Genomic DNA, 14,168 nt, shown 5'->3' with positions numbered 1-14,168 from the left:
TCCGCCGGGCGCCGTGCCCGGGTCAGCGCGTCCGGCGGTGGATCGACTTGTAGGCCACGTACGCCGACAGCCCCTCGATGCCGTACTCGACCCCGAGCCCGGAGTCGTGCCGGCCGCCGAAGGGCGCGTCGTGGTTCGAGGCGAAGAACCCCATGCCGACCGAGCCGGTGTCCATCCGCTCGGCGACGGCGAACGCCCGGTCGGGGTCGGCGGAGAACACGATGCCGCCCAGGCCGAACCCGGTGCCGTTGGCCAGCTCGAGCGCCTCGTCGAGGGTCTCGTAGCGCAGCACGGTGACCACCGGGCCGAACACCTCCTCGCGGGCCACCCGCATGTCCGGGGTGACGTCGGCGAGCACGGTCGGCTCGACGAACCACCCGCGGCCCCGGTCGGCCGGGCGGCCGCCGGTGGTCACCCGGGCGCCCTCCTCCCGGGCCGAGTCGAGGAAGCCGAGCACCGTCTCGTACTGCCGCCGGGTGGCCAGCGGGCCGACCTCGGTGTCCTCGTCGAGGGGGTCGCCCAGCCGGGCCGCGGCGACGGTCCGCGTCACCACGTCGACCACCTCGTCGTAGCGCCGCGCGGGCGCCAGGATCCGCGTGGAGATGTAGCAGGTCTGCCCGCTGTTGCGCATGCACGAGCGGAGCAGCACGCCGGCCATCGCGTCGAGGTCGGCGTCGTCCAGCACGATCGCCGAGGACTTGCCGCCCAGCTCCAGGGTCACCGGCCGCAGCAGCTCGCCGCAGGCCGCGCCGATCCGCCGTCCCACGGCGGTGGAGCCGGTGAACGCGACCTTGGCCGTGCGCGGGTGGCGCACCAGCGCGTCGCCGACCCGCCCGGCCCCGGTCACCAGGTTCACCACGCCGTCCGGCACGCCGGCGGCCTGCACCGCCTCGACGACGAACCGGATCGACAGCGGGGTGGACTCCGCGGGCTTGAGGACGACGGTGCAGCCGGCCAGCAGCGCCGGCGCCAGCTTCACGACCATGAGGTTGATCGGGAAGTTCCACGGCGCGATGAGCACGCAGACGCCCACCGGGTCGCGCCGGACGACGGACTCCGCCCCGCCGGCCGGGAACGGGCGGACGTCGTCGTCGGCCAGCCACGGGGCCAGCCCGGCCACGTGCCGCAGGATGCCCGCGGCGTTGGCCGCCGCGCCGCGCGTCTCGGCCACCGGCGAGCCGTTCTCCCGCGTGCAGGTCAGCGCCATGACCTCGGCCCGCCGCTCCACCTCGTCGGCGATGCGCAGCAGGTACCCGGCGCGCTCGGCCGGGCTCAGCCGCGGCCACGGGCCGGTGCGGAAGGCCCGGTCGGCCGCGGCCATCGCCGCGTCGACGTCCTCGTCGGAGGCGTCGGGCACCGAGCCCCAGGCCTCCCCGGTGGCCGGGTCGACGACGGCCAGCCGGCCGGCGCCCGCGGCCGGGCGCCACTCCCCCGCGACGAACAGGTCGTCGACGGCGGCGTAGGGCAGCTCCAGGCCGGCCCGGCGGTCGGCGGCCACCGCGGTCACCGCAGCACCGCCGTCTTGAGCAGCGCCTCCGAGCGGGCGAGGTCCGCGCGCGCCATCGCGATCGCGGCCTCGGTGAGCAGCTCGGGCACGATCTCGCGGGCCAGCCGGTCGCAGTAGGTCGCCGGGTCCATCCGGAACCAGCCCGAGGCCAGCGCGATGCCCGCGTGGTCGAAGCGCCACAGCCGGTCGGCGTCGCGCACCAGCGCGTCCTCCAGCGTGTGCGCCTCCTTGCGGGTGTCGTGCCCGTCGATGATCGCCACGACGGCGTCGACGAACTCCGGCTCGTAGCCCAGCGGCGGCAGCACCTCGCGGGCGATCAGGCAGCCCTGCTTCTCGTGCTCGAACCGGATGGCGGCCTTGCGCCAGTCGCCGGTGAACCCCTCGGAGAGGATCCGCTCCTCGTCCACCCGGCCCCAGCCGGTGTCGTGCAGCAGGATCGCCACCCGCACCACCTGCCGGTCGGCCTCGGGGTAGGCGTCGCACAGCCGCTCGGCGTAGGCCAGCGAGATGGGCAGGTGGATGTCGTTGCTGCGGGTCCGCGTCTCGGGCACCACGGCGGCCCACACGGGGTCGAGGCCCTCCCCCGGTGCCGGGGTCAGCGAGATCGGCGAGGTGTCCACGGGCCGGTCGGTCGGCACCGGGGTGGGCGGGAGTGCGGTCCTCATGAGCTCTGGTTCCTCGTCTGCGCGGCGTCGGCCGCGACGGTGATCGACTTCAGCGGCACCGACGGGTCGGCGGCCCGGTCGGCAGGGACGGCGGCGCCGGCGGCCAGCGCCGCCTTGACCGCCATGAAGTCCAGGGGCGCGTTGACGCACTCGGCGGCGAGCACCCGCTCCTCCCGGTAGTGCAGGACGGTGAAGCGGCCGCGCGCGTCGTCCCTCCGGACGACGGTGCGGTCCGCGCCGCGGGTCAGGCCGGCGATCTGCAGCTTCAGCGAGCCCTGGTTGGACCAGAACCACGGGATGCCGGCGTACTCCTGGCGGCGGCCGGTGATCGCGTAGGCGGCGACCTTGGCGTGCTCGATCGCGTTGTTGACGCTCTCCAGGCGCACCCGGTCGCCGGGCGGCGAGCCGGGCACCGGGTTGGGCAGGTCGGCGCAGTCGCCGACGGCGACGGTGACCCCGTCGGAGGTGAGCGCGTACCCGTCGACGACGATGCCGTCGCCGACGGCCAGCCCCATCGACTCGGCGAGCTCGGTGTTGGGCACCGCCCCGATGCCCACCAGCACGAGGTCGGCGGGCAGCTCGCGGCCGTCGGCCAGCCGCACCGCGCCCACGGCGTCCCCGCGGGCGACCAGCTCGGTCACCTGCGCGCCGAGCTCGATCCCGATGCCGGCGGCGGTGTGGTGCGCCTGCAGGTACTCGGCGACCTCCGGGCCCACGGCCCGGCCCAGCAGCCGCGGCCCGGCCTCGAGCACGGTCACCCGCTTGCCCATGGTCGTGAGGCTGGCCGCGGCCTCCAGGCCCACGAAGCCACCGCCGACCACCACGACGTCGGTCGCCTGCGGCGCGCGCGCCTTGAGCTCGAGGGCGTCGTCGGCGCTGCGCAGGTAGAGGACGCCGGGCAGGTCGGCCCCCGGCAGCGTCACCCGCCGGGCCCGCGCGCCGACGGTGAGCGCCAGCCGGTCGAAGTCGAAGGCGCGCCCCGAGGCGGCGAAGGCGGTGCCCGAACCGTCGTCCTTCTTCTCCACCCGGACGATCCGCTCGTTGGTGACCAGCGTGATCCGGTGCTCGTCCCAGTACTCCTGGGTGCGGAAGATCAGCTTCTCCTTGCCGACGGTGCCCTGCAGGAACTCCTTGGACAGCGCCGGCCGCTGGTAGGGGCGGTGGTCCTCGTCCCCGAGCAGGGTGATCGGCTCGTCGTACCCGAGGGCCCGCAGCGAGCCCACGAGCTGGACGCCGGCCTGCGAGGCGCCGACGACGAGCAGCCCGGCCACGGTCAGACCTGCCGCTCGGGGGTGGTCACGTGCAGGTCCGTGTCCTCGGTCACCGGGAGCTGGCAGGACAGCCGGGAGGTCTCCTGCCGGTCGGCGGCCGCGCCGTAGAGCATCTCGTCCTCCATCTCCTCCATGGGCGGCAGCGCCGGGAGGTCGGCGGGGTCGACGTACACGTGGCAGGTGGCGCAGGACAGCGAGCCGCCGCACTCGGCGACGATGCCCGGCACGCCGTTGCGGACGGCGGTCTCCATGACCGAGTCGCCGGGGTTGGCCTCGACCACGCGGGTGTCGCCCGCGGCGTCGGTGAAGGTGACCTTCGGCATGGGGGTTCTCCTGGTGCTGGGGGTCAGATGAACTGCCGGCCGCCGTCGACGACCAGGGTCTGGCCGGTGACGAAGCCGCTGTCGGGTCCGGCGAGGAACAGCGCCGCGCCGACGACGTCCTCGGGGCGGCTGGCCCGGCGGAGGGCGCCGCGGTCGACGCCGTACTGCTCGGCGTCGGCGACCAGGCCGTAGCTGGCCTCGGTGAGGGTGAAGCCGGGGGCGATGGCGTTGACGCCGATCGACCGGCGGCCGAGCTCCTTGGCCATGACGCGGGTGAGCGCGATGACCCCGCCCTTGGAGGCCACGTAGTGCGCCCACTGCTCCGAGCCGCTGTACACGGTGGCCGAGGCCAGGTTCACCACCCGCGCGCCCTCGGGCAGGTACCGGCTGCAGGCCCGCACCACCAGCCACGGGCCCTTGAGGTTGACCGCCATGACGCGGTCCCACTCGGCGGGGTCGATCTCCTCCAGCGGCGCCCGGGTGAGGGTCGCGTAGACCGCGGCGTTGTTGACGACGACGTCGATCCGGCCGTCCCCGAACCCGGCCACGGCCGCGGCGACCTCGGCCACCGACTCCGCGGAGGTGACGTCCACCCGGCCCGACCAGGCCGGCACCCCCTCCTTCTCGACCAGCCGGGCGGTCTCGGCCACCCCGTCGGCGTCGAGGTCGGCCACCGCGACGCGGTAGCCGCGCCCGGCGAAGCCGAGGGCGAAGGCCCGGCCCAGGCCGCCGGCCGCGCCCGTGACCAGCACGGTGCGGCCGGCGCCCTCGGCGCCTGCAGCGGTCGCGCCGCCGGCAGCGGTCACGGCTGCTCCGCCAGGATCTCCACCCGCCCGGCGGAGCCGTCGACGCGGATCAGCTGGCCGGTGCGGATGGTGGTGGAGGCGCTGCCGGTGCCGGTGACGGCGGGCAGCCCGTACTCGCGGCAGACGATCGCCGCGTGGCTCATCATCCCGCCGATGTCGGTGACGGTGGCCTTGATCTTGCCGAAGATCGGGCCCCAGGACGGCGCGGTGATGGTGGCGACCAGGATCTCGCCCTGCTGCACCTCGCCGAGCTGGTCGGCGTGGGTGATCACGCGGGCCGGGCCCTCGACCACCCCCGGCGAGGCGGCCATGCCGGTGATCGCGCCGTCGTCCTCGGCGTCGTCGTCCCCGAGCCACTGCTGCACCTGCTCGGTGGTGATGCCGTAGAGCATCATCGTGAACGGCTCGGTGATCTGCGCCGGCGGCGTGTTCAGCGCCGGCTGCGGGCGCTGGGAGGCCAGCGCGTCGATGATCCCGCGGCGGCGCTCGATCTCCGCCGGCCAGTAGTGCGGCCCGGTCGGCTCGGCGCCGACGGCCCAGCCGGTGACGAGGTCGAAGATCGCGTCGCGCACCTCGCCGCGGGTCAGGTACAGCATGTCGGCCGGATCGGCCCAGAAGCCGGCGTCGGCGAAGACCGCCCCGAGCTGCCGGACCTTGCGCCAGAAGACGCCCATGGTCCAGTGCTCGATGTAGAAGTTGTGGTTCTCGACGTAGGGGTAGGCGGTGGCGGCCAGCCCGCGCTTGGCGTCGAACAGCGCCAGGTTCTCGCCGTCGAGCAGCTCGCGGTACTCCTCGACCACCCGGTCGCGCTCCCGGACCAGCTCCTCGACCGGCCGCATGATCCGCTCGCCGGCGTCCAGCCGGCGGACGTAGTCCTGGATGAAGGCCAGGGGGATCTCCTGGTGCTCGATCCAGTACTTGTCGTGGCCGTAGAACCCGTTGCCGATGGTGAAGTTGAACCAGGGGTCCTGCGCGGCGGTGTACGCGTCCAGCCACTCCTGGCCGCCGTCGGCCGCGGCGAAGCGGGCGAGGGTGCCGTCGACGTCGGTCGGGTCCTCCAGGCAGTCCTGCAGGCCCAGCCGGACGGCGAGCGCGGCGAGGGCCTTGAGCTCGTCGTCGGGCCGGAACAGCTCCATGTCCACGCCCTGGACCATCTTGGCGATCGCCTGGTCGGGGATGCCCGGGAAGACCTGCTTGCAGAAGCCGAAGAAGTCCAGGTAGGCGAGGTAGCCGAGGTTGAGGAACTCGAAGTGGTACTGCCAGTTCTGGTAGCAGAGCTGGATCAGCCGGTCGTAGTTCTCCATCAGGACCTCGGAGCCGTCCTTGGCCTTGCCGCTGACGATGTCGTCGAAGGGCACGGCGTCGGGCAGCGGCGCGAACTCCAGCGCGGCCATCTCGTCGATCGTGGCGCGCACCTTGGACTTCCACTGCTCCAGCAGGCTGTCCCAGTTCTGGAAGTAGTGGCCGGCGCGGCGCTCGAACTCGGGCACGCGGGCGGCGATCTGGTCCTCGGGCACCGGCACCGGGCTCATGTAGAGGTAGCCCAGGTGGATCTTGAACTCGATGCCGTTGGCCGGCGGGATGAGCAGGTGGCGGGTGTTGTACTGCCCGAGGCACTTGACGGCGAACTCCCCGCCGATGGTCTCGAACGGCTTGAACACCGTCGGCCAGTGCTGGCTGTCGCAGAACCAGAACTTCTCGTCCTCCGCGCCGCTGAGGTTCTGGAAGACGAGGTTGTACGGATACAGCTGCTCCCACCCCTCGGCGCCGGCGGGCACCGGCAGCTGCGACGGCTTCGGGAAGGACTTCAGGGACGGCTGCACTGCGGTCATGGCGGGTCCTGTCGTGGGCAGGGGCGGGGACCGCGGGCCGGGGACGGCGCCGCGGGCGGTTCGGCGGTGCGGGAGGAGCCGGTGCGGTCAGCGCCGGCCGAGGCCGGCGGTCAGCGACGAGGTGATGCCGGAGAGGCTGAAGCCGGGTGCGCCGGCCGGCACCGGGGCCGGGGCCGGCGCCGCGGGAGCCGGGGCGGCGGAGTGCACGGTCTCGGGCCGGGCCTGCAGGAGCAGCAGGTCCTGCCCGGGCGGGAGGTCGGCGTCGAGGGCCCACTCGACGTCCTGCGGGCAGCGGTAGTGCTTCTCCGCCCGCTTGGCCAGCGCGGCCACCGCGGTGAGCTCGTCGGGGGTCAGGCAGCGCCGGCGGCGGCGCTCCTCCTCGACCTCCCGCTCGACCAGCCGGCCGGCCTCGGCGTCGGGCACCAGCTCGGCGTGCTTGTCGCCGACGGTCTCGGAGACCACGCAGAGCAGCACCTTGTCCAGCACCACGTTGTCCGGGGTGACCTGGCCGGAGACCACCATCTCCCCCACGCCCCAGGAGGCGTCGACGACGATCTTCGAGCGGTCGCCGGTGGCCGGGTCGAGGGTGATCGCCACCCCGGCGACGCGGGCGTTGACCATCTTCTGCACCGCGACCGCCATCGCCAGCCCCTCGTCGGGGATGCCGTTGCGCAGCCGGTAGAGGATCGCCCGGCTGGTGTACAGCGAGGCGAAGCAGGCGCGGAGGGCGTGCAGCACCGCCTCGGCGCCGCGCACCCACAGGTAGGTGTCCTGCTGCCCGGCGAAGCTGGCACCCGGCAGGTCCTCGGCGGTGGCCGACGAGCGGACGGCGACCGGCACCTCCTCGGGGAACCGCGACTGCAGCGCCGCGTAGGCGGCCAGCACGTCGGCGCGCAGGTCCTCGGGGAACTCGCGCGAGCAGATCGCCTGGCGGATCCGCGCCGAGGCCGCGTCGACGCCGGCGACGTCGTCGGGGTCGAGGCCGGCCAGCTCGCGGGCGATCTCGCCGGCGACGCCCGAGCGCTCGACGACGGCCTCGTAGTGGGCGGTGGTGACCGCGAAGCCGGGCGGGACGGGCATCCCCGCGGCGGTCATCGTGACCAGCGAGGCGCACTTGCCGCCCAGCAGCTCGACGGTCGGCTCGCTGCCGCCGTCGAAGAACCGGATGTAGCGGGTGTCCTGCACGTCAGGCCTCCCAGGTGACGGGGACGCTGCGGGGCGCCCGGAAGGAGAGGTTGTCGCCGAAGCGGATGGCCGAGCCGTCGACCAGGCGCAGGCCGGGCGCCAGGCGGGCGGTCTCCTCGACCGCGACGCGGGTCTGCAGCTTGGCCAGCAGGTGGCCCAGGCAGAAGTGGATGCCGAACCCGAACGCCAGGTGCTCGCGGGCGTTGGGCCGGTCGAGGTCGAAGGTGTCGGGGTCGGGGAAGTGCGTCTCGTCCCGGTTGGCCGACCCCATGACCAGCAGCAGCTGCGCGCCGGCCGGGATCGTCACGCCGCCGACCGTGGCGTCGCGCAGCGCCCGGCGCCGCCAGGCCACGATGGAGGGGCTGTAGCGCAGCACCTCGTCGACCGCGGCCGGGATGCGGGCCGGGTCCTCGACCACGCGGGCCCACTGGTCGGGGTGGTCGAGCAGCACCCGCAGGGTGTTGGAGATGAGCGTCGTCGTCGTCTCGTGGCCGGCGAACAGCAGGCTGTAGCAGACCGAGGCGATCTCGTGGTCGGTGATCTCCTCCCCTGCCTGCTGGGCGCGGACCAGGTCGCCGACCAGGCTGTCGCGCTCCTCGGCGTGGGCCTCGGCGACCAGCCGCCGGCACTCCTGCCAGTACTCGACGAGGTTGTGCGCGTGCGGCACCTGCTCCTCGTCGCTGAGGTCGCCCCAGGTCATGGCGGCCCGGGAGTCCGACCAGCGCTTGTAGGTGTCGACCTGGGCGGTGTCGGCACCGATGAGGGTCAGGATGGTGACGGTCGGGACGTCGTAGGCGAGGTCGGCCACCAGGTCGCCGCGCCGCTCGGGCCGGGCCAGCATGGCCTCCAGCAGGCGGACGACGTGCGCCCGGATGGCGGGCTCGAGGACCTTGTACCGGCGCGGCGTGAACGCCTTCTGGACGATCTTGCGGATCCGCGTGTGGTCCGGGGGGATGCGGGCCGAGAGCCCGGAGTAGGCGGTGAAGCCGCCCTCGTCCATGATCCGCTTCGCCTGCGGGCCCCGCTCGCGCACCGGCGCCTGGGCGTTCTCGCTGCTGAAGGTCTCCCAGTCGGCGAAGACGGCCTTGACGTCGTCGTAGCGGCTGACCACCCAGTAGCCGATCCGGTCGTCGTAGGCCACCGGGGCCTCGGCGCGCAGCGCGGCGTAGGCCGGGAAGGGGTCGTCCTGCGCGAACGGCTGGTAGCCGTGGTGGGCGGGGCACCCCGCCGGGGCGCTGACGGGCATCTCCAGGGACTGCGACACCGGGTGTTCCTCGATCCGTCGGCTGGGCCGTGACGCACCGAGTGAACGCCCGCGGTGGCGCGGGCCACAACGCCGGGCTTTCGGTGGGTGAAAGCGGCTTCCCGGGATCAGGACGTCCGTCGAGGTCGAGGCGCCGCCGCGGCCTGCCACGGACGGCGCGAGACCGCGGCGGCGATCCGGCCGGCGACCCCCTGCATCGCCGGCAGGTGCCGCGTCATCTGCGCGGCCTGGGTGGACAGCACCGACAGGCCCACGGCGGCCACCGCCTCCTCCGGGCCGCGCAGCACGGGGACGGCGATGGAGCAGGCGCCCGGCCGCACCTCCTCGAAGGTGGTGGCGTGGCCCTGCTCGCGGATCCGCTCCAGCTCCTCCAGCAGCCGCCCGGGGTGCACGTGGGTGCGCGCGGTCGGCGCCTCGAGGGGACCGCTCACGTAGGCGTCCCACACCCACCGCTCCTCGTAGGCCAGCAGCACCTTGCCGACCGCGGTGGCGTGCAAGGGCAGCCGGCCGCCCACCCGGGAGGCCCGCGGCACGCGGGTGGAGCCGTAGACGCGGTCGACGTAGAGCGCCTCGCGGCCCTCGCGGACGGCGAGGTGGGTGGTCTCGTGGGTGAGCGAGAAGAGGTCCTGCAGGTGCGGGCGGGCGGCGTCCCGCAGCTGCCGGCCGCCGTGCTGGGCGACCTCCCACAGCCGCAGGCCCACCTGGTAGCGGCCGGTCGCGTCGCGCTCCAGCGCGCCCCACGCCGTGAGCTCCCGGACCAGCCGGTGCGCCGTCGGCAGCGGCAGCCGGGCGGACTCGGCGATCTGGGTGAGGGACTGCGAGGCCGGGCCGGACTCGAACGCCTCCAGGATGCGCAGCACCCGGGAGGTCACCGACTCCCCCGGGCCCCGCTCCGCGGTCACCGCGCCGCCCTCCTCCCCGGCGGCACCGGTCACCGCGCTCAGCCGAGTGTGACGCGCTGCGGCGCGGAGTCCAGCGAGGCCACCGCGGCCAGTGCCCGGGCCATCGTCCTCGCGGCGTCGGTGAACAGGTGGTCGTGCACCCGGCTGCCGATCAGCCGGTGCGCCTGCTCCCGGGTCAGGCCGAACCAGTCCATGACGGTGTCCACCCCGTGCGGGGTCAGCCGCCACAGCTTGTCGGCGTCCTTCACGAGGGCGTCCTCCAGCGACAGCGCGTGCAGCCGGCTGTCGTGGCCGTCGACGATCTCGGCGATCCGCTCGGTGCGGGCCGGGTCGTGCCCGACGTCGGCGAGCACCTCCCGGGCGATCCGCGCGCCCTCCACCTCGTGCAGCCGCACGAGGTCGGGCCGGCCGCCGCCGGGGGCGATGGCGTCGAGCACCTCGCCGGCCGGCGCCTGCGACCAGCCGGTGTCGTGCAGCAGGATGCCCGGCAGCACCACCTCGGGATCGGCGTCGGGGTGCAGGTCGACCAGCGCCCGGGCCAGGCCGTAGGAGTACAGCGTGTGGACGTCGTTGTCGCGGACGGCGAGGTAGGGCGCCGCGCGCTCCCAGATCGCCGCGTGGCACGGGGTCAGCGCGGCGATGCCCGTCACCGAGGCGGCGTCGGGCAGCCGGGCGGTGACGTCGCGGCCCAGGTGGTTGGTGGTCGGCGCGAGCTTGGGGAGCACCGGTCCAGCCGACCAAGGGGCACCGGCCGGGGCAAGGCCGGCTTTCGCTGGGTGAGAGACCCGGCGGATGGCTAGGTTCGGCCGGTGGGAACCGACCTGCGCCCCTTCCGGGTGCGCGTGCCCGAGGCCGACGTCGACGACCTGCGCGCCCGGCTGCGCGCCACCCGCTGGCCCGAGCCGGAAACGGTGCCGGACTGGTCGCAGGGCGTGCCGCTGGCGGTGCTGCGCGAGCTGTGCGCGCACTGGGCCGACGGCTACGACTGGGCGGCCCGGCAGGCGCGGTTCGACGAGGTCGACCAGTACCGCACCGAGGTCGACGGCCTGGACCTGCACCTGTGGCACGTGCCCTCCCCGCACGCCGGCGCGCTGCCGCTGGTGCTCACGCACGGCTGGCCGGGGTCGGTGCTGGAGTTCCTCGACGTGGTCGGGCCGCTGACCGATCCGGTGCGGTACGGCGGCGACGCCCGGGACGCGTTCACCGTCGTCGCCCCCGCGCTGCCCGGCTTCGGCTGGAGCGGCAGGCCCGCGGAACCCGGCTGGGGACTGGCCCGGATCGCCGACGCCTGGGCCGAGCTGATGGGCCGCCTCGGCTACGACCGGTTCGGCGCCCAGGGCGGCGACTGGGGCGCGCACGTGTCGGCCAACCTGGGCGCGCGGCATCCGGACCGGGTGGCCGGGGTCCACCTGAACATGGTGACCGTGCGGGCGCCGCGCGGGTTCGAGCCCTCGACGGAGCGGGAGCGGCGGGCGGTGGCGGCCGAGGAGCACTACCGCGACGAGGACTCCGGATACGCCGTCCAGCAGCGCACCCGGCCGCAGACGATCGGCTACGCGCTGGCCGACTCCCCCGCCGGGCAGTGCGCGTGGATCCTCGACAAGTTCTGGTCCTGGACCGACGCCGGCGGCGACCCGGTCGCCGCGCTGGGCGCCGACCGGCTGCTGGACCTGCCCTCGGAGTACTGGTTCACCAACTCCGCGGCGTCGTCGGCGCGGATCTACTGGGAGGCCGCGCGCGACCCGGGAGCCCGGCGGCCCCGGGTGGAGGTGCCGACCGGCGTCTCGCTGTTCGCGCGCGACATCTACCAGCCGCTGCGCGAGTGGGCCGCCGAGCAGTACCGGGACCTGCGGATGTGGCGCGAGCACGACCGCGGCGGGCACTTCGCGGCGATGGAGCACCCGGAGCGGCTGGTCGAGGACGTGCGGGAGTTCTTCCGGCCGTTGCGGTGACGCGGTCAGGCCTGCGGCGCCGGCTCGCCCTCGACCGCCGGGATCGTGTCGAGGAGGGCGCCGGCCAGCGCGCGGGCCTGCACCTCCACCTCGGCGTGCAGCCGGTGGAACAGCTCCTGGGCCCGCTCGGCCGGCCACGGCGCGGGCAGCAGCTCCACGGGCAGCTGCGGCTCCTGGCGCAGCGTGAGCCGCCACTCCTCCTGCAGCGCCAGCTGCCGGCCGAGCGCATCGGTGTGCGCGCGGTCGGCGACGCCGCCGTCCCACCGCTCGAGGAACCGCTCGTAGCGGCGGGCCAGGCCGGGGATGTCCCAGACGTCGGCGAGCATCGCCGCGGGGTCGAGGTCGCCGTGCGGCTGGCCGACGAACGCGCGGACGTGCTCGGCGGCCTCCAGCCCGGCCAGCAGCCGGGCCGGGTCGGGGACGGACGGGGCGATCCAGAGCCCGCCCTGCAGGGGCCCGAAGCCGGCCCACAGCAGCCGGGTGCGCAGCTCGTGCCGCTGCCGCTGCCAGGACTCGGGGAGCTTGAAGCTCAGCAGCGTCCAGCGGCCGTCCCAGTGCCGGTTGACCGCGCCGGTGCGCCAGATGCGCACGTATCCGTCGTGCAGCACCTCGACCGACCGCGGGGTCAGGCCGTAGAAGACCTGCCGGCCCTGCCGCCGGCTGACCAGCCGGCCGCGCTTGACCATCCGGGCGATGGCCGACCGGGTGGCGTGCGGCGAGACGCCGATCCGGGACATGACCTCGATCAGGCTCGGCGTGGCGACCATGACCGGGCGGCCGAGCACGTGCGCGCCGTAGAACGTGAGCAGCAGCGACTCGGGCCGGAGGACGACGTCCTCCGGCCCGGCCGTGCTCGGCCCGCTCAGGTCCGGCTCACCGCCGGCCGCGCTGGTCTCGTCCATTCCTGCCATCTTGACCCAGCCCGGGACCTGCGGGAACGCCGCCGGGGAGCGACGTCCCCGCAGGGAGGGAGACGGTCAGGGCTGACCGGGGCACTCCTCCCCGGCGTTGCACGGGCGCAGCAGCCGCTCGGGGGTGGTGTGCACGAACCGCGCCGCCCCGAGGCCGCTGGCCGCGGCGACCCGGTTCAGCGACTGCGGCTGCGCCGCCGAGCCCCAGTGCCCGGTGTCCAGCCGGTACTCCATCGCGCGCAGCGCGGCGAGGTACTCGGCGGGCGTGAAGGTGCAGTGGCCGGGGCCGTCGACGTAGGCGGTGCGCAGCAGGGCGTTGTTCCCCGCCCGGCGGACGACGTCCTCGTAGGTGCGGCTGTGCGCCGGCAGGGCCGAGGCGTCGCCGGTGGTGTTCATCGTCAGCACCGGCACCGCGATCTCCCCGCTGGGTGCGAGGTTCTCCCGGGCGTAGGCGACGGCCTCCGGGTCGGCGGCGATCCGCGGCGCGGCCGCCAGCCGGTCCAGGTCGGCCTGCAGGTCCAGCCCGGCGGCCCGGTACACGGCCTCGACCAGCTGCCGGTGGCCCGACGCCTGGAGCTGCCGCTCGTAGTCGACGCCGACGTTCCAGGAGAAGTTGCCCCCGGCGCGGTACTCGAGCTCCTGCCGCGGCACGCCCATGCCCAGCCGGACGGCGTTCTGCAGGGCGTCGTACATCTGGGCCTGCAGCGCGGCCTGGTCACCGGGGGCCGGCCGCGGATCGGCCGGGTCCACCCACAGCGGCGAGTTGTTCATCGCCGCGGCCAGGGCGATGCGCGCCTGGCCCTCGGGCGTGGTCTGTGCCTGGGCCAGCAGCGAGCCGGCCGTGGCGGCGTCGGCGGGTGCCGGGCCGGGGAACGGCGGGAGGTCCACCAGGTCCAGCTCGACGTCGGTGGCGATCAGCTGGTCGACGACGTAGGTGGCGTCGAGCAGCTGGTTCCACTGCGCCGTGGTGCCGCCCAGGCCGTGGCAGAGCGGGATCGCGCCGTCGATGCGGTCGGGGTACCGCTCGACGATCGCCCCGGTGATGACGCCGCCGAGGGAGCCACCCCAGGCGATCGTGCGGTCGGGGGCGCCGACCTCGGCCTCGAAGACGTCGAGGGCGGCCATCTGGTCGGCCGGGCCCTCCTCCACCGCCCAGCCGAAGTGGGAGTAGGTCGAGGCCAGCAGCGCGTAGCCCTGGTCGAGCAGGGTCTGGCGCAGGTTCTCCGGGCCCGGCAGGGGCGGCGTCTGCACCGGCCCGCCGCGGCTCCAGATGAGCAGGGTGCCGTTCCAGTCGGCGGGCACCTCGTACCGGAACGGCGCCTGCGCGCCGTCGGCGGCCGCGGTCGCGCCGGTGCACACCGCCGTTCCGTCGGCCTGGGTCGAGCAGGCCACCTCGGCGGCGGCCGCGGTCTGCGGCACCAGGGCGATCCCGCCGGCGGTGACCGCCGCGACGGTGAGGAGCAGGCTTCGTCGTCGGAGCATCAGCATCCCTCGTTCGGACCCCGCGGGGTCGGTGGATCCCGATGACCGGCGCCACCGGGGTGGGGGGC

13 protein-coding genes are annotated in these 14,168 nt (G+C 74.8%); 1 reads left to right on the top strand and 12 read right to left on the bottom strand.

What is annotated here, in order from left to right; all coding sequences use genetic code 11:
* Nucleotides 1-22: 22 nt before the first annotated feature.
* The 10 genes from ACI79R_RS06095 to ACI79R_RS06050 all read right to left on the bottom strand — a co-directional run bounded on the left by ACI79R_RS06095 (nucleotide 23) and on the right by ACI79R_RS06050 (nucleotide 10,480).
* Complete coding sequence (locus ACI79R_RS06095; RefSeq protein WP_456572689.1) at nucleotides 23-1,507, bottom strand: aldehyde dehydrogenase family protein; 1,485 nt, start codon at nucleotides 1,505-1,507, stop codon at nucleotides 23-25.
* Nucleotides 1,504-2,172 (bottom strand): HD domain-containing protein, encoded by a 669-nt coding sequence (locus ACI79R_RS06090; protein WP_456572688.1) that lies wholly within the window; start codon nucleotides 2,170-2,172, stop codon nucleotides 1,504-1,506. Before ACI79R_RS06090 ends, ACI79R_RS06095 begins: the two co-directional genes overlap by 4 nt.
* Complete coding sequence (locus ACI79R_RS06085; protein WP_456572687.1) at nucleotides 2,169-3,443, bottom strand: NAD(P)/FAD-dependent oxidoreductase; 1,275 nt, start codon at nucleotides 3,441-3,443, stop codon at nucleotides 2,169-2,171. The genes ACI79R_RS06090 and ACI79R_RS06085 overlap by 4 nt, the downstream gene beginning before the upstream one ends.
* Nucleotides 3,444-3,445: 2 nt before the next feature.
* Nucleotides 3,446-3,766, bottom strand: a complete 321-nt coding sequence (locus ACI79R_RS06080; protein ID WP_456572686.1) for a 2Fe-2S iron-sulfur cluster-binding protein — start codon at nucleotides 3,764-3,766, stop codon at nucleotides 3,446-3,448.
* Nucleotides 3,767-3,789: 23 nt separating this feature from the next.
* Nucleotides 3,790-4,572, bottom strand: coding sequence for an SDR family NAD(P)-dependent oxidoreductase (locus tag ACI79R_RS06075; protein ID WP_456572685.1), 783 nt, complete (start codon nucleotides 4,570-4,572; stop codon nucleotides 3,790-3,792).
* The gene (locus tag ACI79R_RS06070; protein ID WP_456572684.1) at nucleotides 4,569-6,404 is read right to left on the bottom strand and encodes a PEP-utilizing enzyme; all 1,836 of its coding nucleotides are present in this window, start codon (nucleotides 6,402-6,404) and stop codon (nucleotides 4,569-4,571) included. Before ACI79R_RS06070 ends, ACI79R_RS06075 begins: the two co-directional genes overlap by 4 nt.
* 87 nt (nucleotides 6,405-6,491) lie before the next feature.
* Nucleotides 6,492-7,589 (bottom strand): PEP/pyruvate-binding domain-containing protein, encoded by a 1,098-nt coding sequence (locus ACI79R_RS06065; protein ID WP_456572683.1) that lies wholly within the window; start codon nucleotides 7,587-7,589, stop codon nucleotides 6,492-6,494.
* A 1-nt stretch (nucleotide 7,590) separates the two neighbouring features.
* The gene (locus ACI79R_RS06060; RefSeq protein ID WP_456572682.1) at nucleotides 7,591-8,853 is read right to left on the bottom strand and encodes a cytochrome P450; all 1,263 of its coding nucleotides are present in this window, start codon (nucleotides 8,851-8,853) and stop codon (nucleotides 7,591-7,593) included.
* A 107-nt stretch (nucleotides 8,854-8,960) separates the two neighbouring features.
* Nucleotides 8,961-9,788, bottom strand: a complete 828-nt coding sequence (locus ACI79R_RS06055; protein ID WP_456572681.1) for an IclR family transcriptional regulator — start codon at nucleotides 9,786-9,788, stop codon at nucleotides 8,961-8,963.
* A 5-nt stretch (nucleotides 9,789-9,793) separates the two neighbouring features.
* Nucleotides 9,794-10,480: an HD domain-containing protein gene (locus ACI79R_RS06050; RefSeq protein WP_456572680.1), complete on the bottom strand. Its 687-nt coding sequence runs from the start codon at nucleotides 10,478-10,480 to the stop codon at nucleotides 9,794-9,796.
* 84 nt (nucleotides 10,481-10,564) lie between these two features.
* On the opposite strand from ACI79R_RS06050, the gene ACI79R_RS06045 reads away from it, so the two are divergent.
* Nucleotides 10,565-11,707, top strand: a complete 1,143-nt coding sequence (locus ACI79R_RS06045; RefSeq protein ID WP_456572679.1) for an epoxide hydrolase family protein — start codon at nucleotides 10,565-10,567, stop codon at nucleotides 11,705-11,707.
* Nucleotides 11,708-11,712: 5 nt separating this feature from the next.
* Here the strand turns inward: ACI79R_RS06045 and ACI79R_RS06040 are convergent, their stop codons facing one another.
* Nucleotides 11,713-12,609, bottom strand: coding sequence for a PaaX family transcriptional regulator (locus ACI79R_RS06040; RefSeq protein ID WP_456572678.1), 897 nt, complete (start codon nucleotides 12,607-12,609; stop codon nucleotides 11,713-11,715).
* A 75-nt stretch (nucleotides 12,610-12,684) separates the two neighbouring features.
* Entirely contained in the window at nucleotides 12,685-14,100 is a 1,416-nt protein-coding gene (locus ACI79R_RS06035) for an alpha/beta hydrolase family protein (protein ID WP_456572677.1), read from the bottom strand.
* Nucleotides 14,101-14,168 lie beyond the last annotated feature (68 nt).

This window comes from Blastococcus sp. SYSU D00820, assembly GCF_054050695.1.
Note: the sequence above shows the minus strand (reverse complement) of the source record. Positions and strands in the feature narration are given on the sequence as shown.

What these genes read in the sequence shown, in the direction of transcription:
- ACI79R_RS06070 (WP_456572684.1), bottom strand. Translation starts at nt 6,404, where the DNA reads ATGACCGCAGTGCAGCCGTCCCTGAAGTCCTTCCCGAAGCCGTCGCAG.
- ACI79R_RS06080 (WP_456572686.1), bottom strand. Translation starts at nt 3,766, where the DNA reads ATGCCGAAGGTCACCTTCACCGACGCCGCGGGCGACACCCGCGTGGTC.
- ACI79R_RS06090 (WP_456572688.1), bottom strand. Translation starts at nt 2,172, where the DNA reads ATGAGGACCGCACTCCCGCCCACCCCGGTGCCGACCGACCGGCCCGTG.
- ACI79R_RS06035 (WP_456572677.1), bottom strand. Translation starts at nt 14,100, where the DNA reads ATGCTCCGACGACGAAGCCTGCTCCTCACCGTCGCGGCGGTCACCGCC.
- ACI79R_RS06040 (WP_456572678.1), bottom strand. Translation starts at nt 12,609, where the DNA reads ATGGACGAGACCAGCGCGGCCGGCGGTGAGCCGGACCTGAGCGGGCCG.